At 55.4% G+C, this 24626-nt stretch carries 22 protein-coding genes; 7 read left to right on the forward strand and 15 right to left on the reverse strand.

The features are described 5' to 3' along the window. Positions 1 to 356: 356 nt before the first annotated feature. The 3 genes from ACUM6F_RS11480 (at position 357) to ACUM6F_RS11490 (ending at position 2844) form a co-directional block, all read left to right on the forward strand. Entirely contained in the window at positions 357 to 1277 is a 921-nt protein-coding gene (locus ACUM6F_RS11480) for a sulfite exporter TauE/SafE family protein (RefSeq protein ID WP_445349304.1), read from the forward strand. Further along, on the forward strand, positions 1277 to 2101 hold the full coding sequence (locus tag ACUM6F_RS11485; protein WP_445349305.1) for a TIGR02186 family protein: 825 nt from the start codon (positions 1277 to 1279) through the stop codon (positions 2099 to 2101). The genes ACUM6F_RS11480 and ACUM6F_RS11485 overlap by 1 nt, the downstream gene beginning before the upstream one ends. A gap of 263 nt (positions 2102 to 2364) precedes the next feature. Continuing rightward, positions 2365 to 2844, forward strand: coding sequence for a CBS domain-containing protein (locus tag ACUM6F_RS11490; RefSeq protein WP_445349306.1), 480 nt, complete (start codon positions 2365 to 2367; stop codon positions 2842 to 2844). Positions 2845 to 2863: 19 nt separating this feature from the next. On the opposite strand, the gene ACUM6F_RS11495 is transcribed toward ACUM6F_RS11490, so the two are convergent. From ACUM6F_RS11495 to ACUM6F_RS11560, 14 genes are all read right to left on the reverse strand, one after another. Continuing rightward, positions 2864 to 4210, reverse strand: a complete 1347-nt coding sequence (locus ACUM6F_RS11495; RefSeq protein WP_445349307.1) for a sigma-54-dependent transcriptional regulator — start codon at positions 4208 to 4210, stop codon at positions 2864 to 2866. Then, positions 4185 to 5720 (reverse strand): ATP-binding protein, encoded by a 1536-nt coding sequence (locus ACUM6F_RS11500; protein ID WP_445349308.1) that lies wholly within the window; start codon positions 5718 to 5720, stop codon positions 4185 to 4187. Before ACUM6F_RS11500 ends, ACUM6F_RS11495 begins: the two co-directional genes overlap by 26 nt. Before the next feature lie 169 nt (positions 5721 to 5889). Further along, entirely contained in the window at positions 5890 to 7302 is a 1413-nt protein-coding gene (locus tag ACUM6F_RS11505; protein WP_445349309.1) for a sodium:proton antiporter, read from the reverse strand. 25 nt (positions 7303 to 7327) lie between these two features. Continuing rightward, positions 7328 to 7807, reverse strand: coding sequence for a CBS domain-containing protein (locus ACUM6F_RS11510; RefSeq protein WP_425621183.1), 480 nt, complete (start codon positions 7805 to 7807; stop codon positions 7328 to 7330). A gap of 67 nt (positions 7808 to 7874) precedes the next feature. After that, positions 7875 to 9341 (reverse strand): SLC13 family permease, encoded by a 1467-nt coding sequence (locus tag ACUM6F_RS11515; protein ID WP_425621184.1) that lies wholly within the window; start codon positions 9339 to 9341, stop codon positions 7875 to 7877. Between the two features lie 487 nt (positions 9342 to 9828). Continuing rightward, positions 9829 to 11238, reverse strand: coding sequence for a sodium:proton antiporter (locus ACUM6F_RS11520; RefSeq protein ID WP_445349310.1), 1410 nt, complete (start codon positions 11236 to 11238; stop codon positions 9829 to 9831). Next, positions 11231 to 11746 (reverse strand): CBS domain-containing protein, encoded by a 516-nt coding sequence (locus tag ACUM6F_RS11525; protein ID WP_445349311.1) that lies wholly within the window; start codon positions 11744 to 11746, stop codon positions 11231 to 11233. Before ACUM6F_RS11525 ends, ACUM6F_RS11520 begins: the two co-directional genes overlap by 8 nt. Further along, complete coding sequence (locus tag ACUM6F_RS11530; RefSeq protein WP_425621187.1) at positions 11724 to 12311, reverse strand: LbetaH domain-containing protein; 588 nt, start codon at positions 12309 to 12311, stop codon at positions 11724 to 11726. The genes ACUM6F_RS11525 and ACUM6F_RS11530 overlap by 23 nt, the downstream gene beginning before the upstream one ends. 13 nt (positions 12312 to 12324) lie before the next feature. Further along, entirely contained in the window at positions 12325 to 12855 is a 531-nt protein-coding gene (locus ACUM6F_RS11535; protein ID WP_425621188.1) for a CBS domain-containing protein, read from the reverse strand. A 69-nt stretch (positions 12856 to 12924) separates the two neighbouring features. After that, positions 12925 to 14394 (reverse strand): SLC13 family permease, encoded by a 1470-nt coding sequence (locus tag ACUM6F_RS11540; protein ID WP_445349312.1) that lies wholly within the window; start codon positions 14392 to 14394, stop codon positions 12925 to 12927. Between the two features lie 23 nt (positions 14395 to 14417). Further along, positions 14418 to 15329, reverse strand: a complete 912-nt coding sequence (locus ACUM6F_RS11545; protein WP_445349313.1) for a sulfite exporter TauE/SafE family protein — start codon at positions 15327 to 15329, stop codon at positions 14418 to 14420. 14 nt (positions 15330 to 15343) lie between these two features. Then, positions 15344 to 15526 (reverse strand): hypothetical protein, encoded by a 183-nt coding sequence (locus ACUM6F_RS11550; RefSeq protein ID WP_425621191.1) that lies wholly within the window; start codon positions 15524 to 15526, stop codon positions 15344 to 15346. Positions 15527 to 15648: 122 nt separating this feature from the next. After that, entirely contained in the window at positions 15649 to 17106 is a 1458-nt protein-coding gene (locus ACUM6F_RS11555) for a hypothetical protein (RefSeq protein ID WP_445349314.1), read from the reverse strand. Positions 17107 to 17408: 302 nt separating this feature from the next. Next, on the reverse strand, positions 17409 to 18737 hold the full coding sequence (locus tag ACUM6F_RS11560) for an acetyl-CoA hydrolase/transferase family protein (RefSeq protein WP_425621193.1): 1329 nt from the start codon (positions 18735 to 18737) through the stop codon (positions 17409 to 17411). Positions 18738 to 19089: 352 nt separating this feature from the next. Between ACUM6F_RS11560 and ACUM6F_RS11565 the strand changes: the two genes are divergently transcribed. Both ACUM6F_RS11565 and ACUM6F_RS11570 read left to right on the forward strand, forming a co-directional pair. Continuing rightward, entirely contained in the window at positions 19090 to 20016 is a 927-nt protein-coding gene (locus ACUM6F_RS11565) for a sulfite exporter TauE/SafE family protein (RefSeq protein WP_425621194.1), read from the forward strand. Next, complete coding sequence (locus ACUM6F_RS11570) at positions 20016 to 20843, forward strand: TIGR02186 family protein (RefSeq protein ID WP_425621195.1); 828 nt, start codon at positions 20016 to 20018, stop codon at positions 20841 to 20843. Before ACUM6F_RS11565 ends, ACUM6F_RS11570 begins: the two co-directional genes overlap by 1 nt. A 203-nt stretch (positions 20844 to 21046) precedes the next feature. On the opposite strand, the gene ACUM6F_RS11575 is transcribed toward ACUM6F_RS11570, so the two are convergent. Next, positions 21047 to 21502, reverse strand: coding sequence for a hypothetical protein (locus ACUM6F_RS11575; RefSeq protein ID WP_445349315.1), 456 nt, complete (start codon positions 21500 to 21502; stop codon positions 21047 to 21049). A 255-nt stretch (positions 21503 to 21757) separates the two neighbouring features. Between ACUM6F_RS11575 and ACUM6F_RS11580 the strand changes: the two genes are divergently transcribed. Continuing rightward, entirely contained in the window at positions 21758 to 22900 is a 1143-nt protein-coding gene (locus ACUM6F_RS11580) for a S1C family serine protease (protein WP_425621197.1), read from the forward strand. Between the two features lie 403 nt (positions 22901 to 23303). Next, entirely contained in the window at positions 23304 to 24530 is a 1227-nt protein-coding gene (locus ACUM6F_RS11585; protein ID WP_445349316.1) for a D-alanyl-D-alanine carboxypeptidase family protein, read from the forward strand. The last annotated feature ends 96 nt before the right edge of the window (positions 24531 to 24626 follow it).

Here is a 24626-nt window from a genome sequence, read left to right on the forward strand (position 1 = left end):
GTCGCTTGCGGGGATAAACCCAGACCCGAATAGCAAGGGCCGTTTTTCAGGGTAGAGTTTTTCAGGGTAGATATATACAATTCCAAAGCTCAATGCCTACAGCCAAAACCAGGGTATCAGGTTCAAATCCTTACTCTGGTTTTGGCTGTAGCAAAACATACAGTGGGTGTATGATTTCAGCCACGGCGCCGGTCCAGCAGTTTCAAGAGTTCCATAGCACTCTGTATGTTTTCATACACTTTCCTTTGTAGTGACGATTAATCAACTCCTTGTTGTAGCCGGACTTTAAGTTTGGCACGAAATTTGCGGCAATAAACGGTTAAAGAAAGCTGACAAACTAGGGGAGGGATGGATTAGTGAACCTGTATCTGGCTGTAGCGGGCATGCCGGTCAACCCTCTGATAATCCTTGGATTGGGGGGTATCGTGGGAATGATGTCGGGGCTCTTTGGGGTCGGGGGCGGCTTCCTGCTTACCCCGCTCCTGATGATGTTCGGCATTCCTCCCGCTGTGGCGGCCGCCTCGGACTCAAACCAGATTGTGGCGGCCTCCTGTTCAGGGGCCTTGGCCCACAAACGGCTAGGCAACGTTGACATAAAAATGGGGTTGATTTTCCTGAGCGGAGCCGTTGCCGGAGGAACGTTCGGTACCCAAATGGTCAAGGTGTTGCGTCTCTTGGGCAACTACGACGTCACGGTCAAGCTGGTATATGTCGTTCTGCTGGCTCTGGTAGGGGGATTTATGCTCTGGGAAAGCCTGAGGGCGTCGCGGGGCCTAAACCGGCATCCGACAAAGGCAGGCGCGGGTATCAAGTGCCTTATGTCCAGGCTCCCGCTGCAAACAGAATTCAGGGTCAGCGGCATTCGCGCCTCCATTGTGTTCGTCGTGGGCTTGGGTTTTCTTGTCGGTTTTCTCGCCGCTTTGCTGGGGGTCGGAGGGGGCTTTATTACGGTTCCGGCAATGATTTACCTTCTGGGAATGCCGACGCTTGTCGCCATCGGTACCGACTTGTTTCAAATTGTCTTTACGAGTATCAATGTTACTTTCCAGCAAGCCGTTATCAATCACAGCGTAGACGTCCTTCTCGCGGTACTCCTGTTCTGCGGATCGACTATTGGCGCCCAACTGGGGGCGAGGCTGTGTCGCTACTTTCGCCCCGAGCAGTTGCGAGTTCTTCTGGCGGTCATTGTTCTTCTGGTAATGGTCAAGCTGGCGATGGGATTGGTCACTGCTCCTGAGGAACTGATTACTCTATCCGGCGCCGGAGGTGGGCACTGATGCTGTTTCCTAAGCGCGTTCTGATTTTAACCATACTGTTGTTTTTTATGAGCCTGACCTTCAGCGCGGCTTCGGCCGGCGAAGAGCTTTCGTTTACAACCGATAGGCCTCGGGTTGAGGTGGGGGTTGATTTCAACGGCGCAGCGGTTAAGTTCGCCGGCCGGGCGCCGGAGGGGAGCCAGGTCTATGTCAAAGCAACGGGTCCGGTGAGGCCTGTCAATCTGTCAAAGCAGGGAAAGAAGAACTTTCTTTGGCTGACCGTGGAGTCGGTCGGTGTGGAAGGCATGCCCGCGTTCTTTAAGGTGTTGAGCAGCAACGGGTTTAATCATCTGCCGCCCGATGTCCGGGAAGCGACAGGCATCACGGGGACTTACGATTTGCTGATGAAGAACGCGCGGGTAGCCGTACGTAACGAGGAAGTCAAGCAAGAGCTTGTGGGGCGGGATGCTTCCGCATATCTAAACGCGCTGATCTCCGTTAACGAGCGCGAGGGCCTCTACGGCTACGTTGAGAAGGGCATCAAGGTGCATAACGGCGAGTTTGCGGGCACTCTGTACCTGCCGGCCAACGTCCCTTACGGGTGCATCAACCTTAAAGTTTACGCGGTTAAGGATGGCGTTATTGTTGCCCGGGATTCGGGGCGGATTGACATCGGCCCTGTTGGTCTGATCCGACTGGCCGACCAGGCTGCTGAGAAGTATTCACCGCTGTACGGCGCGGCTTCGATCGGGGTGGCTCTTGCGGCCGGATTTGCCGTTGCCCAGCTATTTAAGAAACTTAACGGCCTCCTGGGGAGGCAGGACAGTTTTACCGCAGGTCACTAAGAGAGTGGGTTCTGGCATAGGCGTCTGTAAGGTACGGCCATGCTTTGGAAGTTACCCTTAAGACCGCTCAGAAAGAGGTCCGAGGCAAGAGGTCAGAGGTCGGAACGGAAGCGATCGCTTCGCGATCGCAAGTCTATAATCCTTAGAAATCCGCTTTGCGGATTTCATCAGGTCAGATTTCTGACTTCCGGCATCCGACATCCTTTTTGCCAAGCGCAGTTTTTCAGCGGTCTCCTAACGGGTGGGAGATGGGAGGCACAACGATGGCAAGCGAGAAAAGGGCTGGGGATCTGGCACGCCCGCTGGCTGAAAGCGTTAAAGTCGGTATCGGAATGAGTCTCAAAGAGGTCGTTGAGGCCATGTATAAAGCAGGCAAACCCCAAAGAGCCTTAGTTGTTGATCCTCAAGGGCGCCCGATTGGCTTGCTGACCCTTCGCAGCCTTTTTGAAGCTCTTGAGCCGGGGTATTCCCGGGTGAGCGACTGGCCAATCCCGCTATTCTGGGAAGGGCTGTTCACTGAGAGGTGTGGAAAGTCGTCAGATATCGGTATCGAGGAGGTGGTAATCCCGATTAGAGCAGCAGCCGTACAGGCCGGGGACAGCCTGATGCAGGTCATCTATTCTTTCCGCCAAAGCAAGCTGAACTGTCTTGCGGTTTTCGACGGCCAGAACCTGGTGGGCCTGTTGGATGAACCGGCCGTGTTTGGTGAAATCGCCCGCGCGGTGACGGGCGATGGGCTGTGAGAAACGGCTCGGCCGTTTCTCATTGAAGTCCGAACTTCTGCATCCGGTACAGGAGTGTGGCGCGTGTTATTTTAAGTAGGGCGGCAGCCTTTGTCTGGTTGCCGTTACTTTTTTCGAGAGCCTTTATAATCAGTAGCTTTTCTACTTCTTCCAGCGAAATGCCCTCATCGGGAATCTCTAATTTGAGCGGCCCTGTTGATGTCTCCCGGCGCAGCAGTTCCTTTGGCAGATGCTCCGGGGCGATGGGCTCTCCCTGAGCCAGAATCAGGGCGCGTTCAATAACGTTCTGGAGTTCCCGGACGTTGCCCGGCCAGTGGTAATCCTCCAGCAATTGCATAGCCGCTTCGCTGATGACGCCGGAGACGTAAATGGACTTAAACCTCGTGACAAAATGCTGCGCCAGCAGGGGTATGTCAGTTTTCCGTTCGCGAAGCGGCGGCAGGTGAATCTGGACAACATTGAGCCGGTAGTACAAATCCTCTCTAAAGCGGCCCGTTTTCACAGCCTCCTCGAGGTTACGGTTGGTCGCGGCGATGATCCGCGTGTCGACCTTGAAGGTCTCGGTTCCCCCTATGCGTTCAAAAGTCTGATCCTGCAGAACGCGTAGCAGCTTGGCCTGCATGGAGGGCGACATTTCGCCGATCTCGTCAAGAAAAATAGTTCCTTTATGCGCCAGTTGAAACCGGCCGAGCCTCCTTGCGTTAGCGCCGGTGAAGGCCCCTCGCTCGTGGCCGAAAAGCTCGCTTTCGAGCAGTTGCTCGGGCAGGGCGGCGCAGTTGACGGCCACAAACGGACCGTCGGCGCGGTTGCTCCGCTGGTGGATGGCCACTGCCGCCACCTCCTTGCCGGTCCCGCTTTCACCGGTCAACAGGACGGTGGCGCCGGTGGGGGCTACGCGTTCAACCAGCAATCTGACCTGTTGAAACGCCGGGCTCTTGCCGATCATTTCGCCTCGGCTTTTGGTCAGCTCTGATCTGAGGAAGCTGACCTCGGTCAGGAGGCGGGAGACCTGGAGGGTTTTCTTTACCACAATCTTCAATTCATCCAGGTCAAACGGCTTGGTGATGTAATCCGAAGCCCCTGCTTTCATCGCCTCAATCGCCGTCTGAATAGTCCCGTGAGCCGTGATGATGATCACCGGCAGCTTGGGATAGCTTTCTTTAACGGCCTTAAGGACGTCGAGCCCGGACATGTCCGGTATCTTTAAATCGACGATCATCAAAGAAGCCCCGTGCTGATGCAGTTTGTCCAGCCCCTCACGCCCCGAAGTGGCTGTAGTGACGCGGTAACCTTCCTGCTGCATAGCTTTGGAAAGCGCCCAACACATATGCTCCTCGTCGTCAATGATCAGAATATTGGGAACCATCGCCGTGACCCTCCTTTGCAGGTGGCAGGATGACGTTAAAGGTGCTCCCCTGACCCGGAGAACTTTGCACTTCAATGTTGCCGCCGTGGAGGTCTATAATCTGGCGGCTGATAGCCAGCCCGAGCCCGCTGCCTCCTTCCTTGGTCGTAAAGAAGGGATCAAAGATGTGCGGGATATCTTCGGCCGGAATACCCGTGCCGTTGTCGTGGAAAGAGACGGCCACGCCCCGGGATGTCAGGCAGGTTACGATGTTGAGAATACCTCCCTGCGGCATGGCCTGGACAGCGTTCAGGATCAGGTTGACAAAGACCTGTTTCATTTTCTCGCCGTCCCCTTCAACGGGTGGGAGAGCGGGGTCAAAGGCCGTTTCCAGCTTGATGCCCCGCTGCCGCAGCAGGGGTTCGGTGAAGGTCAGCACTCCCTGCAGCAGGGTGTTCAGGTTTAACGGCTGTACGACATTCCTGCTGGGGCGGCCGAACTCCAGAAGCTCTGTAAGCACCTTGTTTTGGCGGTCTACCTGTTCCTTGATCACCCTTGCGTAGTCACTAAACTCGGGGCAATGCCGGTATTCTTTTTCCATCACCTGAATCGTCGCTTTGATGATGCCCGCGGGGTTGCGCAGTTCATGGGCCACGCCCGTTACCAGCCGTCCCAGGGCGGCCAGGTTTTCTGAACGGCGGAGTTGTTCCTCCAGCTTTTCTTTTTCGGCCAGGGCAAGGGCCATTTTGTTGATGGCCTTGGCAATCTCGCCCATTTCACCCGGGATCTCAGGAAGGTTATCATGAATGTTTTTTTCCAGCCGGTTGAGACCGTCCTTAACGAGGGAGACACGCCGGGAAAGATTGGTCACAAGCATGAGGGTGCCAACTGCGCCAAACAGGAAACCCAATAAGGTTAAATAGCGGGTAACCATTCTGAAGTTGCGGCTCTGCAGGAAAATAGGGTTGAGGCGCTCTTCGGCCCACGCAACGGCGACAAATCTATCTCCGTCAAAAATGGGTACCAGGTGCTCAAAAAACTGGTCATCCGGGCTGCCGGCAATGCGTGCCAGGGATTCGTGGCTTCCGACTACCGCAGCGATACCGGACTTTGCCTCCCGGAAAATGCGCTGTTCACGAAGCGCTTCTTCTTCGGGGTCCAGCTTGCGGTACTGATGCAGGAAACCCTGCACGAAGAGGTGGTCGGTTGACGGAACGTACAGTCCCAACCTGACTCCCGGGTTCTCGGAGGCCAGGGGGACGGCCACCTTATTAAAGGCATCTCTAAGCATTACCGTCTGTTCGCTGTCGGACAAGCCGCTTGTTTTGCCTTCAATATCTTTGCTGATGTTCGTGGAGAGAAAACGAACCATAGTGGCCAGGTGCTGCTCCTTGTTGACCAGCAGAATCTGGTCGGTCTTGCTGGCAAATACGATGTCGTAGAGCATCACCAGGACCGGTACGATCAGAATGGCCGCGATGATAACCGGGATTTGGAACCTTAGATTCCGCGGGAAGAAAGGCAGGTTCAAGCGTATCCCTCCGCCCCTGTCAGCTAACTAAATAGTATAGTAATCCACGGCGCCGGTCGGGGCAAGTTGACGCCGGGTCTTGTTCCACCTGGCCGTGAAAACGATAAGGGCCCTGGGTGAAGGGCCCTTATCCTGGACGGTTGCTTCGGGAAACCGTTGATCGGCTCGTTCAAGCGGTGCGCGACTGCTGGGCTAAAGCTTCCTCTGCCGCTACCAGCCTTCTCCCGGCCAGGACCAGGATCACGCCAACCATGCAGGCAACTCCAAGGGTCGCCAGGATGGTGGGCGTGGTCGGCAGTACGTACCACAGAAACATATACCCGGTAGAGAGGATGATTGACATTAGCATCAAGGGGAAGGCGACCTTCATAAACTCGATAAAGGTAATCACCAGTCCACGCTTTTCGGACATGCCGATGACCACGACGTTGGCCGAGGCCCCGATGATGGTGCCGTTGCCGCCCAGGCAGGCTCCGAGCGAGAGCGACCACCAGAGGAAGTCGACGTCATAGGCCGCCATGTTGCCGAGAGCCGCCATTTCCTTAATCAGCGGGATCATCGTGGCCACGAAGGGGATGTTGTCGACGAAGGCCGAAGCGATGGCCGAAATCCACAGGATCAGCATGCCTGTCGGGATGATGACGCCGCCGGTGGCCTCCAGCGCCAGCTCCGCCAGCATCCTGATCACGCCCACTTCTTCAAGGGCTCCGACCACCACAAAGAGACCGATGAAGAAGAAGATAACCGGCCACTCCACCTGGTGGAGGGGGTGTTCCGGTTCGGCCCTGGTTATCAGCAGCAGCAAGCTGGCGCCCGACAGGGCGATAACGCAAGACTCAAGGTGCAGCACCTGGTGCAGCAGGAAGCCGGCCACAACCAGCGTGATAACGATAAGACATTTCTTTAACAAGGCCATGTCCTTGAGCTCGTCATATTCGTTGAACTCGAAAATACGGCTGCGCACTTCCGCCGGAACCCGCAGGCTCTTACGGTAAATGAGCTGCAATATGAAGACGGTCATCACATGCACGAGCACCACGATGGGTGTCAGGTTAATCATAAAGTCCAGAAAGCCCAAGTGGGTGGCGCTCCCGATCATAATGTTCGGGGGATCGCCGATTAAGGTGGCTGTGCCGCCGATGTTGGAAGAAAGAATCTCGGCGATGATGAAGGGGAGGGGGTTGATCTCCAGCTTTTTAGCAATAGCGAAGGTTACCGGAACGACAAGCAACACCGTTGTCACGTTGTCGAGGAAAGCTGACAAAACAGCGGTGACGGCGGCCAGTGAAGCCATGATGGCCAGGGGCTGCCCTTTGGCCGCCTTGGCGGCTTTGATGGCCAGAAACTCGAAGACGCCGGTCTCTCTTGTTATCCCGACGATGATCATCATGCCGACCAGCAGGCCGATGGTGTTCCAGTCGATGGCATGCACGGCGCGTTCCGGCTCAAGGATGCCGACCAGGACGACCAGGGCGGCGCCGCAGAAGGCGGCAACGGCCCGGTGGACCTTTTCAGAAACGATTACGGCATAGGTTATCAAAAATACGGCTGTAGCGATAGTAACCTGGTGCTGTTCGATCATGATACGCCTCCTTTAACTATCTTGACTATTGACTAATTATGAGGTTGGATACCTCGTCAAAGATCTCCCTGCTCCGCAGGATGCCGATCACCTTTCCGTCCTCGATCACCGGCAGGGTTTGGATGCCATGAGAAGTCATCAGGTGCACCGCTTTGGTGATCGGATCCGCCGCATCGATGGTGATAAAACTGATCGGCCGCATTACCTCGCGGACTTTCTTGCAGGCCTCCTCCTTGCACTTCGCTTCCATGAACCCCCGCCAGAATACGGGCAGGGTCCACTTGTCGGTGACCAGAAATTCGGGCTGCAGCGCTTCGAGGACGGAGTGGAAACTGACGAAGCCCGCCGGCTGGCCGGTCTCATCCAGGACCAGCACATTCCGGTAGCCCGAACCGGCGGTGTTTTTCAGTAACGCCACGGCATCTTTTACAGTCTGTTCCAGCCGGACAGTCGGGCATTTTTCCAAAGGAATCATCAATTCCTTAGCCGTCCTTTCATATGGCACGGTGACATCCCCCGCTTCCGCTGAACTTATTGTTCGTAAGAGGGCATCTTGGCTGGCGACAGCACAATTAACGGACCAGCGCGGGTATGCCGAGCAAAGGCCAAATCGTAATAGCAAACAGTACCACCAACAGCAGACAGACGATGCTCATGGGGATGCCGGTAAGGAAGAATTCCCCGGTGGAAAACTGTTTTGACTGGTAAGCGATAGCGTTCGGCGCGGCTCCTACCAATAACATAAAGGGCAATGCGGCCATTGCCAGGGCACTATACAGGATGAGGTCGGAGTTGACGCCAAGGTAACCGGCGATGACAAAGGCGACTGGAAGGGTGATGGCGATGGCGGCAACGTTCATTATAAAGTTGGTCAGCATCAAAACAAGGAAGGAAATGGCGGCCACGAAGAACAGCCAGTGGGCATCCTTGAACATGGTCAGCCAGTTGACGGCCATCCACTGGGCGGCACCCGTCTGCCAGAGGGCGAAGCCAATGCTCATGGCGCCGCTAAAAAGCAGGACGATATTCCACGGTACGCGTTTCTCAAGGTCCTCCACCGTGAATAAGCCGGTAAGGAAGAACAAGATACCGGCAGTAAGCAAGGGTACTGCGCGGTTAAGCTCGGAAAGAGCGGGGATAAAGTTCTGAAGCGCAAGGATGGCCACGACGGCGACGGCCGACAAAGCCACAAAGATCTCTTGCTTGGAGATGGGGCCCAATGAACGGGACATCTCGGCGACACGATCTTTAAGTCCCGGTATCCTGGTCTTCTCCGGTCTGAAGAATACAAACGCGATAAGTGCCCAAATGATGAAGACCATTACCCAGCCGTATGGGGCCATTGCTTTAGTCAACTGGAGAAAGGTCAATTCGTTTCCGGTAAACTCCTTGTAAAAGCCTGCAGCTATAGGGTTACGTGCCGCCCCGAGCATAGTGCACATGCTGCCGGCCCCGGCGGCGTAAGCCATGCCGATAAAAAGGCCCTTGCCGAACTTCGTCGGACGTTCGTCTTCGCCGTACAGACTCATAATCACGAGCAGGATGGGAAACATCGTCGCCGCTACGGCGGTATGGGCCATGAGGTGGGTCAGTCCTGCAGTCACGATGAAGGTTCCCAGAAGAATCATCCTTGTGTTTTCCCCTACAACACCCAGCATTTTAAAGGCTAGGCGGCGGGTCAGACCGGCCTTGGTAAAGGCCAGACCGAGCAGCAAAGACCCGAAGATGAACATGACCGACGGGTCCATAAAGTCTCTGAAGGCGTCGCTGGCCGGGCGAATCAAGAACATCGCCTGGACAACGCCGATCATGATACTCGTTACCCCGATGGGGATGACTTCAAAAACCCACCAGATGCCGGCGAGGAGAAATAGGCCGATGGCCAATTGACCCTGGCGGCTCAAGGCGAACTCCTTCCCCTGCGGGTCGACAGCCGGCGCCAGCGGCGGCAGGAAGTAGAATAAAGCAAAAGCGCCAATGCCGAGGAAAATGAACAGAGTTTTTCGCCAGTCAATTGCTTGGTTGCTGGTTGTAGACATGCGATCACCTCTTCAAACTTCTTTAAGGTCAATATAGTCCGCGGGACGCTCTTTCGCCGGTCACCTCCTTCGATTTTCCATAGAGTAGTGACAATTAGCAACCCTTTACGGGGTTTATGACATATTACGCAAAGCCCGGCATGTCAAATTTCTTAAAATGTAATGACAACATTGTGAAAAGCATAACTTGCTGCGTCATTAAAAAACGCTTGTCAAGCTGTGTAGTTCCTGCAAAATGCCTATAGATAACCAAAAACTGTCATCGCGGTCGCATAAAACAAGGGTGGCATGATCCCTTCAGGATCACCCACCCCAGTTGATCCAAGTCCTTGAAACCCGGCCGGCCGGGCCAACGCGTTGACAATTCGGTTTTAGGTTTTTCGTCTTTTTAACTAATCAAAGTATACAGGAGGCTTTTCTATTCTGACAAGACGTTCAGTTTTTCCTTCAGCCGAATCCGCAAATCCGGTTCCAATTGGTCCTTAAGTTAAGCCGTTCTGCGTTTCTGTTTAGCTGACTCAGCTTCGACCAGTCTACGCCCGGCCCAAACCAGGACGACGGCAACTAAGATAGCGGTGCCCAAGGTCGCCAGGATGGTGGGTACGGTTGGAAGGACGTACCACAACAGGATGTAGGCCGTAGAAAGAACGATAGACATCAGCATCAGGGGGAACGCTATCCTCATAAAACCGACGAAGGTGATAGGAAGACCCCGCTTTTCGGCCATTCCGACGACTACGACGTTGGCCGAGGCTCCAATGATGGTCCCGTTGCCGCCGAGGCAGGCGCCCAACGACAAGCACCACCACAAGAATTGCAGGTCGTAGTTGGACATATGGGCGAGTTCACCCATGTCCTTGATCAGCGGAATCATCGTCGCCACAAAGGGGATATTGTCGACGAAGGCCGAGGCGATAGCCGAGATCCACAGAATAAGCATCCCTGTCGGGACCATTACGCCGCCGGTCACTTCCAGGCTGAACTTGGCCAGGGCTTCGATCACGCCGACTTCCTCAAGTGCTCCGACGACTACGAAAAGACCGATGAAGAAGAAGATCACCGGCCACTCTACCTGGCCCAGAGGATGCTCGGGTTCTGCCCGCGTAATCAGGAGCAGCAGGCTGGCGCCGGCGAGGGCGATAACGCTGGATTCAAGATGGAGCGCCTGATGCAGCAAAAAGCCCAGGATCACCACGCTGATCACAAACAGGCATTGCTTCAGCAGGGTTATATCCTTCAGTTCATCCCTTTCGTTAAACTCGAAAATTCTGTCCCTCACCTCCGCCGGAACGCGGAGTTGCTTCCTGTAAATGAGCTGAAGAACGAATACAGTGCAGACGTGGATCAGGATAATGGCCGGCGTAAGGTTGATGACAAAGTCCATGAACCCCAAACCGGTGGCGCTGCCGATCATAATGTTCGGCGGGTCGCCGATCAGGGTCGCGGTACCCCCGATGTTGGACGAGAGGATTTCGGCGATCAGGAAGGGAAGAGGGGTTATCTCCAGTTTACGGGCGATAGCGAAGGTTACAGGGACCACGAGCAGCACTGTGGTTACGTTGTCGAGAAAAGCGGACAGAACGGCGGTTACGGCGGCAAGGGAGGCCATAATCGCCAGGGGCTGCCCTTTGGCGGCTTTAGCCGCCTTAATGGCAAGGAACTCAAACACGCCGGTTTCTCTTGTGATACCGACGACAATCATCATCCCGACGAGCAGGCCGATGGTGTTCCAGTCAATGGCCTCCACCGCGTGTTCGGGGGTCAGGATGCCGGCTAGGATTACCAGGGCGGCACCGCAAAAGGCAGCCACTGCCCGGTGAATCTTCTCCGAAACGATAACGGCGTAAGTAACAAGAAAAACGGCAGTGGCGATAAATACCTGATATTGCTCAAGCATGGTCCTTTTTCACCCTACCTTGTTCTTCAGATTCGCTGGTAAAGAGATGGCCTATTTCATTAAAGACCTCGGTTAGTCTAACCAGGCCAAGGACGCGATCCCCTTCAACGACCGGGAGCGCCCCCACGTTATTGCTGACCATAGCGTGGACAGCCCTGGTCAAGGGGTCGCCGGCACGAACGGCCAGCACGTCTATCGGGTCCATGATTTCTTGGACCTTCCGCCTGGCTTCCTGCCGGCACTTGGCCGACAGGAAACCAGGCCAGAAAACGGGCAGGGACCAGTTGGGCGTAACCACGAAGTCCGGCTCCAGAGTCTGCAAGAGAGTTCGGGAACTTAGGATGCCGACCGGTTTACGGTCATCGTCCAATATCAGCACGCACTGGTGTCCTGCCTGCATCCCTCGCAGCAGGACGTTGACGGCCTCCTGGACGGTATCGTTCTGCATTACGGTCGGGCACTCATCCAGGGGAAGCATGACCTCTCTAACCGCTTTCTCTGACGGCATAAGATCCTCCCTCCGAGGATTGCTGCCTGTACCCCCTTAAAAGCTCGGCGTTAACCGCCAGTACTTCGTGCATGAACTCTTTCAACGCATCAGGAACGGGCTGCAGCCGCTCCACATCGGCCTCGGTTGCGATAATTCGGCCCGGCGGCACGTAGACATTGTCCGGCAGGTCCACGCCCATCACCATCGCCCCGTGTCCGACAAAACAGCCGTGGCCGATGGACGTTTTGAAAACGACGGCCCGGAAGCCGATGAAGCTCCCCGTGCCGATAAAGCAGGGCCCGTGCACGATCGCTCCGTGAGCGATGCTGCAGTTGGACCCGATCTCGATGGAGGTATTCATCAGGGCGTGCATGATCACCCCGTCCTGGACATTGGTGTTTTCGCCGATAATGATCGGATATCCTTCGTCAGCCCGGAGAACAGCGCCCGGACAGATGATCGCGCCCTTATTGACGGTAACGGCGCCGATCAGCACGGCTGCCTCGTCGACATAGGCTTCAGAGGATACCAGAGGCAGGGCCGGCTGATCCTGCCAGGCGGTAAGCGGACTCGTTCTTAACATTGACTACCCCCCCTTAGGTTTTGCTGACAACATTGGCAATTTCCATAAACACTTCGTTGATACGGATCATCCCGACCACCTTGCCGTTTTCTGTTACCGGCAGGGAACCGACGTCGTTGTTGACCATCATGTGGACAGCTTTTAAGAGCGGCGCGTCGGCATCGATGGTCAGGAGCTTGAGCGGGCGCATCACTTCGCTGACCGGGTGCTTGGCTTCCTGCTGGGAGCGCTGGGTGAAGTAGCCGTCCCAGGCCACATCGGGGAGATCGGTGTAGGGGATGGAGTGGCCGGGAACCTTGGAAGGATCGATGGCGAACTTGGGCTCGATGGCCTTGATCAGGTCCCGAAAAGTCAATAGACCTACGGGCTGCTGGTTCTCGTCGATGACCAGGACCGAGCGGTGTCCGGCATATTCACCTGATTCGAGCTGGGAAAAGGATTTGGTCAGGACTTCGATCGCTTCCTTGACGGTCGCGTTCGTTGGCACAGTGCTGTATTCCTCAATCGGGATCATTAAGTCGCGCACCTTATGTTCAGCAGGCATGCTCTTCCCTCCTTAATCATAGGTGGAGGCGTTCAGGAGCTGTGGAGCTCCTGAACGCCCTGTCGTTGACTATTTAAGCAGTCCGGGCATCCCCATGAGCGGCCAGATGATGAGCACCATTACCGCCAGGATGCCGATGCTGATAATGCTGGGGATGATTCCGTAGCTGAAGAACTCGCCGGTGGTGAACTGCTTTGACTGGTAGGCGATGGCGTTTGGAGCGGCGCCGATCAGGAGCATATACGGCACACCTGCCATCGCGACCGCGGCGAAAAGGATGACTTGAGGATTGATCCCCAGGTAGCTGGCGACGACAAGGGCGATCGGAAGGGTGATGGCGATCGCCGCCACGTTCATGATGAAGTTGGTCAGGACCATCACCAGGGCGGAGATGGCCAGGACGAAGACCAGCCAGTGGGCGTTGACGAAGAGCGCCAGGAAGCCGACGGCCATCCATTCGGCGGCGCCTGTCTTCCAGAGGCAGAAGCCGATGCTCATCGCGCCCGAGAAAAGCAGGATGATGTTCCAGGGAACCCTTTTCTCGAGGTCTTCGACATCGAAGAAGTTGAAGATAAAGAAAACCAGGCCGGCAAGCAGCAAGAGGACGCTGCGGTTGATCGGCTCGAGAGCCGGCACGAACTGCTGGATGACCAGCAAACCAAGAACTATGGCCGTAACGACGGCGACAAAGATCTCGTTCCTGGTGATGGGTCCCATCTGGGCGGCCATCTGGTTGACCTTGTCGCGCACACCCACAATGCGGGTTTTCTCCGGTCTGAAGAGGATGACGCACAGCAGCCAGACCATAACGACCATCGCAAAACCAATGGGGAACATGTACTTGGAAAAGGTCAGAAAGGAGATTTCCTGGCCGGTAAACTCTTGAAACAGACCGACCGCGGCAGGATTGCGCGCGCCGCCCATCATGGTCATGATGCTGCCGGCGCCGGCGGCCCAGGCCATGCCGATGAAGAGACCCTTCCCGAAACGGGTTGGCTTTTCTTCCTCGCCGTACAGGCTCAGGATGACCATCAGGATGGGGAACATCGCGGCGGCGACGGCGGTGTGAGCCATCATCCAGGTCATGACCATGGTGATCAGGAAGACGCCGCCCATGATGATCCGGGTATCCTCGCCCGCCACCTGGATCATCTTGAAGGCCACGCGCTTGGTCAGGCCCGACTTGGAGAAAGCCAGCCCGATGAAAAGCGCGCCCAGGATAAAGAGCACCGAGGGGTCCATAAAATCGTGGAAGGCGTCGGAAGCTTTGCGAATACCCCACAGCCCTTGAAAGACGCCGATGGTGATCGCGGTGACGCCGATGGGAATAACTTCAAAGACCCACCAGATGCCGGCCATCAGGAAGAGGCCGATGGCCCGCTGGCCTTCCTTCGGTAGCGCAAATTCCTTGCCTGTGGGGTCATGGACCGGGGCAAAGGGCGGGGCGAAGTAGAAAAGAAAGAACAGGGCCAGGCCGAGCAACAGGAAGAATGTTTTGCGCCAGTCAATTGATTTGCCGTTGAGAACCGGTGTCGTCATTCTAATCACCTCATGCGAATTGCTTAAACCAGGATTTTGTTAACCGCCGGATCGGGGTCCGGGGCTTTCAACCTGGTGCCAACGATGGCGCGTATCACGACGAATACTACGACTAGGAGGCTCGTACCCCACAGCAGGTACCCTCCCGGGGTAGTCAGCCCGAACTGTTTCAGGGCTAACGCCAACCCGGTTGTTATCAGCAGAATACATCCAGGTTTGCGAACGGTGAAGTTTGGAACTCTCCGCTCGAAGATCAACCCGATTTGTTCACCGATGGTGCTTCCGGCAACCAGCACCAGTACCGCCACGGCTTCCACCCGGCCGCCGAGTGCGAAGGTGAAGGTTCCCCATCCGGCCGCAAGCAGCATCGCCAGGGCTGCAGTGGCAGACGCTCGCTCCCTGGTCATGCCCAGGATCGTCATCGCCGGTATTAAGACAATGGCCCCGCTTGCTCCGGTGAACCCGGTAAGGATGCCGGCAAAAAGGCCGACGAACGGCAGCAGGCCGGCTGTTCGGGGAAGCCGTGGCAAGCCGTTCGGGCCGCGGTTTCTTGCCAGAGCGATCCCGGCTGCAATCAGCAGAACGATGTAGATCCAGCGGACCGGGGCGCCCGTAAGGTTCAGACCGGCCAGTGTCAGCAGGATTACCTTGCCGATACTGACCCCGGCCGCCGTTTGCAGGCCCAGTAGAATGCCCCGCCTGAAATCCGGGTTGGTCATCGTCCCTTGACGAAAGGTATCGACGATGGCCCGGGCAAACAGGTGCGCTGTTCCGGTGCCGACGGCATAACTCATTGGAAACCCGAAAATGTTCAAGGCGGGAACAACCGCCAGACAGCCCAGGTGTCCAAGGAAACGGATCAGGATGCCGATGCCGAGGGCGATGGCGAACAGCGCGATAACGTTTGTAAAGGTATCTGCCAGTGCCAGGTACATAAGAAAGACCCCCCTTACCGCCGGGATTCGGCAGGCCGGCGGTCAGCGTCCCGGGTAGCCAGCTTACGGGCGACGACTTCGGACAGGGCCCCAAAACCAGCGGCACAGCTCATGACCAGAGCCAGTACCGTGAGACTGTACGCAAGCGCACTCTGAGCGTAAGACTGGGCGATGTACACGGTTAACCATTCAAACATAGGAGATGCCTCCTTGGGTGGGACCGGGCTCCAAACCAACTTGAAAGTAGTGACGATTTCGAAAAATATCCTTGAAATAATTAACTGGTTATGGTATACTTCAACTACGTATGTGATGACAATTAGCGCCTTTGCAGGCGGGCGAGGCGCTTGACGGCCGCTCCCAGCGCGCAGATGTGGGCCTGCCCTGCGATAAAGGCTTCGGAATGCTGGTGGTCCGCATAAGGGTAAATGACCGGCATTTTCGTCAGGTCTTGTACTGTCTTGAGTTCGTTGGCTAATTCGGTGGCAGCGGTGTAAGCCTCAACGAGGTCAACGGCCGGCAGGTCTGCGCGATCGGTTTTTAAAACCTGCGTACGACGCAATGCCTTTTCCTTCTTGATCACCTCCTCACGGCGAGAGTATTGGAAAGTGCTTTTGCCCGGATCAAAGCGGTACTCTATAAGATCCTGGCACTCCAGCCTCTTGATTATTTCCTGCGCTTTTTCGAGGGCTGTTTTTTCGCGAACAATCCTCTTTTGTTTTACGGCTGCCTTGAGTTTGTCGAGTTCCCGGGCAGCCTGGCTGATTTTCTCTTCCAGTGCTTGATCGGAAGGGGTTTCGGGCGCCAGGTTATGACAGATGATATAGCGTTCCTGGTTATGCTGAACGCTCTTAATCCAGAGCTCATTATCAATAACATCGTTGCCGCTCCACGGATCAATTTCGGCCACGGGCACCTCGGCTAAACGATCTTGTGAAACAACCAGGATGTAACTGCGGTTGAGCAACGTAACAGACGGGTCTTCCGGATCCTGGATAACAATGATGATCGGGGTGCCGAAGTTTTGTTCCAGTTCTGCTGCAAGGGCGGCAGTATTCCCCGATAGGATACGGTAGCCCAGCGGAACGCCTAACGGATGGGCGATTATCGCTGCTTTTAACGGCTTTCGATAGGGCCGGACCTGATACGATGTCCCTGAAGTGGTAATGCCGCATTCGTGCCCGATAAACTCTCCGTTTATCGGAAGGCAGCACATGTAAGCCGGCGTTTCCAGGTATTTGTTCAGGGAATCCCGAACCTGCATTTCGATAGAGCGAACGATTGTAGACAGGTGACAGATGGCGCGGTAGTAATCAATACCATGCAAATCCTGCCCTTTTAACTGATCAATGCCTAAATCGTTGCAAGAGACGTTAATCGGCCTTGTTTCAGCGGGATTAATGATATATTGCAGGACCATGGCTTCAACCATCCAGGGGAAACTCGGATGGACCTTGCCCGTTTCAGCCTCGCGGCCGAGAAGGGGGTGAATGCCGAGTTCCCGCCACGCAGTCCGAAAGGGTTCGACCGGTTGAACCGCAGATCCCGGCGGTTTAGACTCAATATCCATCAAGTATTCCATTGCCGCTCCAGGGCTGTATATCTTGGTGAGCCCGTTGATCAGAGCCTGCACTTTTTCGGGAGCGAGTCGTTCAACGTTACCCAGGTTGGCGACGACGCGTTGTTTAACCTTGCCGCCTTCGCGGTAGGTTTCGATCAGTTTGAGATAGACGTATTCCTTGCCCTGCCTTTTAGTGGTGACCCTACGAAAGAACACTGGTCATCACCGTCCTGGTTGGATTGGCACGTCACCAACAAGTGCTTCCGACGCCTTGGTAGTGACAAAAATGTAACGCACAAAACTACGTGTTCGATTCATCAACTAGCTGAGCTTGCTTTCTATGAAATAGAGTTCCGACAATGACGTCAAGTGTAGTGACAAAGCTTGTGAACATTTGCACATTCTGGCTGACCTAACTTTAGCATAGCGCTCTAATGTCGTCAACAGTTTTGTCACTGATCGTTAAAGAATTTTGCCCTCCTTCCAACATGGAACGGAGGGCAAATTTGTCCTTACATTTATCGTGTCAGACCAAGTTTTTTGGCCGCTTCCTTGAGCCCGTCGCGGTAGTCGGGATGGGCGATAGCGATTAAGGCTTCGGCTCTTTGTCGAGCTGTTTTCCCTTTAAGTTTTGCCACTCCATACTCGGTGACAACATAATCAACATCATTACGTCCGATGCCCACGACAGCGCCTTGGCCGAGTTCAGGCACGATGGCCGATTGGTTTTTCCTGTTTCGTGAGCGCAGGACCAGAATGAACTTTCCTCCTTCAGACATAGCCGCTCCCCGGGCAAAATCGATATGGCCCCCGGTTCCGAGACGTTTCGGCCCGAAAGTCTCTACCACGGCCTGGCCCTGCAGGTCTACTTGTGAAGCGCTGTTGACAGCCACCATGCGGATATTGCGGGCGATAACGTTAGGATCATTGGTATATGAGACCTTATGCATTTCAATCATCGGATTGTCGTCGATAAAGCGGTAAAGCTTTTGGGAGCCGAGCGCCGACGTACAGATGATTTTCCCCTGGTGGATCGTCTTGCGACGGTTGGTCGCCGCCCCTGCTTCAACCAGGTCGACTACGGCGTCGGTGATGAATTCGCAGTGAATGCCAAGCCCCTTCTTGTTCAGCAGTCCGAGAGCCACAGCCTGAGGGATCGGTCCGATGCCCAGGGCAAGGGTGGAGCCGTCGTCTACAAGTTCAGCGACATACCCCGCAATTGTTTTTTCTGTGTCGGCCGGAGGGGGATAAAAGAATTCGCAGAGCGGGCTGTCGTCCTTTACGAGTACATCAGCCTGCGTTACGTGAATAAAGGTATCGCCATGGGTTCGGGGCATATTGGGGTTGACCACCAGGATGACCTTTTTGGCGTGTTGCGCGGCCGTGGTCGTGTAGTCTACCGAAACCCCGAAGCTGAAAAAGCCGTGTTTATCCATCCGGGAAACGGTGCCCATGAAGACATCGATACAAACGTTTTCAGCAAAAAACCGGGGGTACTCGTGAAAATAGCCGAACATGGCGGCAGCTCTGCCGGCCTGTACGCCCGGACGCGTAACATCGCTGGTCAGCCACGACACGTGGCGGAAGTGACGCTCCATTCCGGGCTTCAAGTACTCCGCCTCATGAAGGGGCAGCATTTGGTGAATCCGGACGTTACGCAGAGCTTGTCTGCGTTGGATCATGGCGTCAAGCAAAACAACCGGTTCGCCGCAGCCCAAGGGAACCACGACATTGGTTTCAGACTTAATGAGTTGAACAGCCTCCTCCGGCTGCCTCAGCTTCTCCCGGCATTGTCTTTCCAGCAGCTCTTTCTTGTCCGAGACAGGGCCGGCATTATACCAAACCATTCTATATCAGGCCTCCCCGACGGCCGAGACAAAATCATCCCTACTTTAATTATAATTGCTTGTGCAAGTAGTGACAAAAATATTGTCTTATTGTAAATGATCAGTTAGTATATTGCTAACAACCACACTTCCTGTTCCCGGATAGATAGAGATGACAAAATATCTGCCGATGTGTGAGGGGGTGCTAACAGGATCACTCCTCCATACGATCTGGGTTTTAACAACTATGTTCCGTCGTTCACAATCCTAGACCTGTACGGCGCTGTCTGAAACAGTAAGGAAATGTAGGCGCAGGAAACTAACATTGAAGCACCTTTTTAAATTCTTCACGATAAGGAGAGATAAGGTAGTTATGGAAATTTATCTTCCGGTAGCCGGCATGCCGGTTAACGTCTTCGTCATCGCCGGTCTTGGGGCGATGGTTGGAGTGCTTTCCGGTCTGTTTGGCGTGGGTGGAGGCTTCCTGCTCACCCCATTGCTGATGTTTGTAGGTATTCCCCCGGCTGTGGCGGCAGCGTCGGACACTAACCAGATCGTCGCAGCTTCGGCTTCCGGCGCTTTGGCGCACAAACGGCTGGGTAATGTGGATATGAAGTTGGGCGCTTTCTTTTTGATCGGCGGGATTTTCGGCGGCACGTTAGGTGCTCAGTTAGTCAAGGTTCTGCGCGGGATGGGCAACTACGATCTCACCATGAAACTGATCTACGTGGTAATGCTGACCCTTGTCGGCGGTTTTATGTTCATCGAAGGCCTTCAGGCGCTCAAGGGGAAGAAGGCCGCAAAGAAAGAGGGAGCCAAGCCCTCAGCTTTTAAACGTTTTGTTGCCAAACTTCCCTTGCAAACGGAATTCAAGGTTGCCGGGATCAGGACTTCAGCGCTGTTTGTTGTAGGCCTCGGTTTTATTGTCGGTACACTTGCCGCCCTGCTGGGTGTCGGCGGCGGGTTCATTACCATGCCGGCGATGATTTACCTGCTGGGGATGCCAACGATTGTAGCCATTGGGACGGACCTGTTTCAGATCGTCTTCACAACCATGAATGTCACCATCCAGCAGGCCATTACCAATCACTCGGTCGACATCGTGCTGGCTATTCTGCTTTTCTGCGGGTCGACGATCGGAGCCCAAATCGGAGCGAGGCTTTCCAGGAGATTCAAAGGAGAGCAGTTGCGTGTCTTGCTGGCTGTCATCGTGCTGGCGGTGATGGTTAAGATTGTTTTCGAGCTGGTAGCGACGCCTGGCGCGCTCATCCAGTTCAGCTCCGGAGGTGGCGGGCACTAATGAGGACGATGCTCAAGCCATTCGCCCTGGCCGCAGTTTTTGCGTTGGTGTTGGGCCTGGCGGCAGCGGGGTTTGCGGCTTCCGGCGCGGAGATAACACTGACACCGGACAGAATCGAGATCGGCACGGGCTTCAACGGCGGCGAAGTCAAGGTTACCGGCAAGGTGCCGGAGGGTAGCCAGGTCATTATTCAGGCGATTTCACCCGAAAAACGTGTTGCCCTAAGCAAAAAGGGCAAGGTTAGCGGCGTGTGGATGACGGTCGAAAAGACGCAGGTTTCCGGAATGCCGGCCATGTTTAAGGTTTACACTTCCGGTAAGATGGCTGACATTCCGACCGACGTGCAAAAGGAACTGGGTATCGACAGTGATTTCAGTGCTGTCAAGAGCCTGGCCGAGGTAACCGAGAAGCACGAAGAGAAGACGGTGACCCTGGACAAGGAAAGGGCGGAAGAGTTCGTCAACGGGCTGATTGCGCTGTACAGGGAAAGAAATCTCTATACTGTGGATGAGAATGCGGTCCAGGTTGCGGGGGGCCGGTTTGCGGCTACGTTGCAGATTCCTGCCGACATCCCGCGCGGTCAAACCAAGGTTCTGGTTTATGCAGTGGGGAGCGACGGGAGCGTAGTTGCTAGCTCTTCGGCTTTGTTAAACGTCGAGGCGGTCGGCCTCGTCCGTACCCTCGGCGATATGGCGGCTCATAACGCCGTAGCCTATGGTATCCTGGCCGTGGGTGTCGCGCTGGTGACGGGCATTCTCATTGCCCAGTTCTTCAAATGGCTGCAGAAGGCCGTCTTCAAGGAAGAACACGTGGAAGTAGGCCACTAGCCAGGGCGTTGAGTATCGCGGGTATCAGCTATTACGTTAAATGGAGCAAGAAGCGGGTATGATCATAAAGGCCGGCAAAAACCGGCCTTTATCATGCCTGGACAGGTAGAGTAACAAGTGTGAAATTCCCGTATAGGGATTCCCTTTTGGCATCTTATACCCAACACCTATACGTATCTTTTTCCAGCCCAGGGCGGCCACACTCAGGCCCGCTCTTCAGCCTGGATATAATACCCCGCAAAAAGAACGGCGATCAGCCCGTAAACCAGGTGCCCAAACAGGAACACCACGCTCGTAACCAGGTCGGGATGGAGCACCGCTGCCGGGATAAACGCTTGGGCAATCAAGCCGTAGACGAGAAGATAAACCGTCCCCCCAAATGCCAGCCCTTTGGCCCAGAGGTAATCGGCACCTGTCAAGCGCAACATGCCGACAGCGATAATGCCAAAAAGCGCAGAGACGATGAGATGGACGATAAAACCGAAGGTCAGGGCGGGAATCGTCCCGGTTGCCGCACCGGGTGGCAAAAACACATGCGCTGAAATATGGAGCGGGGTCGTTTTGGCGATACCTGTCAACCATAGACCCCAGGCAAGGACTAAGTAGACCAGGCCTCCCAAAATACCGGCGATCAGGCCGGTAACGATGCTGTCCCGCATATCCTGCCCCGCTTTCCAAAAATTATTGAAAATCAGCATTAGTATTTGCCTGTGAGTGTTGTTCTATGCAGTGCGGCTGCAGCACGGCGTTAACGGCGGTAGTTTTTGTAGACTTACCTCCCAAATGCATGAGATTTGAAGGTGCATTACTAAAGGTGTTAGGGTTTTGTCACATATTGGACATAATTTGTTGCTAGAATATCCGCGATAAACTATACTTCTAGTGGTAAAACCTTTCATCAGGAGGGGAGTCTGGTGAGCAGTAAAAAAGTCTTAATACTGGTAGCGCTGGTTGCCCTTCTCGCAGGCGCGTTGTTCAGCAGCGGCTTGGTTATCGGAGGCTGCGGCGACGGTGACAACCCCGCGCTGCCCCGGCCTTCAGCGATTGCCTCGCCGCAAATACCGGGCCTAAACAATAACTCCGTGGCCGATATCGTCAGCCAGGTCGGCTTGGCGGTCGTTAAAATCGACACCACTGTGATTTCCAGCAGCTATCCCCAGTGGGATCCCCTGTTTAATGACCCGTTTTTCCGTGAGTTTTTCGGGCGGTCGTTTGTACCGTCGCAACCGCGGGAGCGGCATGGCATGGGCTCGGGCTTCATTTTCTCCAAAGACGGTTACATCCTCACCAACGAACACGTCATCCAGGGCGCGAGCGCCATTAATGTAACGATAACCGGCTTCGACAAACCCATTCCCGCTCAGGTTATTGGTTCTGACCACGACCTCGACTTGGCCATTCTCAAGGTCAATGTCAAGAAGGACCTGCCTTATCTCAAGATCGGCGATTCGGATCGCGTTCGCGTGGGGGATCTGGTTATTGCCATCGGTAACCCTTACGGTTTGGACCACACCGTCACCATGGGCGTTGTCAGCGCCAAGGGCCGGCCGATAACCATTGAGGACCGTAGTTACGAAAACCTGCTGCAGACGGATGCCTCCATCAATCCCGGCAACAGCGGCGGTCCGCTTCTGAACCTGCAGGGCGAGGTCATCGGTATCAACACCGCCGTTAACGCCCAGGCTCAGGGTATCGGGTTTGCCATTCCGACCAGCACCATCCGGCCAGTGCTGGATGAGTTGCTGAGGACCGGCCAAATTAGCCACCCCTGGCTGGGTGTGCAGCTTGAAACCCTTACCCCGGAGATGGCCCAGTACGCCGGGTTGCAGAGTCCCGAGGGAGCCCTGATCCTCGCCGTCGTTCCCAACAGTCCTGCCGCCAAGGCCAGGCTCAGGCCGGGTGACATCATCCTCAAGATCAACGACAGGAAGATCAGCTCTCCCAATGACGTGGTTACAACTATTCGGGCCAGGAAAGTCGGCGAAAAGATTAAGGTGGTCTTACAGCGGGACGGCGAGAGTGTGACCCAGGAATTGGTACTGGAACGCAAACCCTAATTGGCTGTAAGCGTTAGGCGCCAGGCATTAGGATACCTAGACTGCAAGAGCCCGGTCCGGGGCTGTTGAAAAACTTCGCCTGGCTTTGTCACGCTCGCCGCCCAGTGCTCACGTACCAACAAGGATGTCAGATGCCGGAAGTCCGAGGTCGGACTCGATGCGATCAGGAGTGATCACTTTCCGGTCAGACTTCCGACCTCTGGTTTCAGACCTCTTTTTTCAGTACGCTCCGCGCTGGCCGGCTTCGCCTTCCGCGCCATGCTCGTTTTTGAACAGCCCCGATTTTTTCAACAGGCGGGTCCGGGGCTCCTTTTTACGGCCGTCAAACGGGTGGTCTTTGTTGGTGTCGTTACGTTATAATAATGAAGGTATGCCGCAATAAACATTCTTGTCATACAGGTGGATGATGAAACGCAAGACGTTACTGCTGGTACTGTCGCTCATACTGGCCGTTTCTTTAAACTCCCCGGCTTATGCCGCTTCTGAACCCCAGATCAATAGCGAGGCCGCTCTCCTGGTCGACATCCAGACAAACCAGATACTGTATGCCAAGAACCCCGATAAGCCCATGTATCCAGCCAGCACCACCAAGATTCTAACGGCCTTGATCGCCCTTGAAAAGGCCGATCTGTCCAAGGTGGTAACAGTCAGCAAGCGGGCAAGTGAGACTGACGGCTCCGCAGTCTGGCTGAAAGAAGGCGAAAGGATAACCGTTGAGGATCTCCTCTATGCCCTCCTGATCAATTCGGCCAACGACGCGGCGGTGGCCCTGGCCGAGGAAGTCAGTGGCTCGGTTGAGGAGTTTGTCAAGCTGATGAATGCCAAGGCGGCGTCCCTCGGGGCCACGCATTCGCACTTTACAACGCCGCACGGCCTGCCGGACGAGGATCACTTCACGACGGCGCGCGATCTGGCTGTGATCGCCCAGGCCGCCCTCAAGAACCCCCGTTTCCGGGAGATCGTCGCCACCCGCACCCACACCATCACCAGGGAAGACCCGGAAGCCTTGAAGCTGCTTATCAATACCAACAAGCTTCTCTGGCGCTACGATGGGTGTGAGGGCGTAAAAACAGGCTACACCTCGGAAGCAAAACAGTGCCTGGTAGCTTTGGCCCGGCGCGACGGGCGCGAAGTGCTCAGCGTGGTGCTGAAAAGCGAGGGGCAGGAACTCTGGGCGGATTCCACCAGACTCCTGGACTACGGCTTCACGGCTTTTAAGAGCGCCGAAATCGTGCAGCCGGACAGGGTGATCGCGGGCGTCCCCGTCGCACGCGGGGCTGAAAAACTGCAGCTCGAGACCGCAACGTCCTTCAGCTACGTCGTTCCGGTTGACGGTGGCCTGCCGCCGATCCAGTGGAAAATAGAGGTAAACGGCGATTTGGAAGCCCCCATCGCTGAAGGCGAAAAGGTCGGGAAACTGGCCCTCTACCTGGGGGAAAGGCAGATCGGCGAGGTTGACCTGGTGGCGGCCGCCGACGTTCCCCGCCAGCGCTCGCTCTGGCTCTTGTGGCTGCTGCTGGGCATCGGCACGCCTCTTCTGGCGTTTGAAGGCCTCAGGCGAGTCGCGCGGCGGCGCAGGTGGCAGTCCCGCAGGTTGCGATTCAGCGGGCGGCGTCCCCAGCTCGATTGACAGGTACCTGTTCAATAGTCAGCGCCCCATTCCCATTCCCCGTGCTCAATGCTCAGCGCTCTATCCGTTAAACTATCTCTAAAGCCTTGGTTTACA

Source organism: Desulforudis sp. DRI-14, from assembly GCF_052618305.1.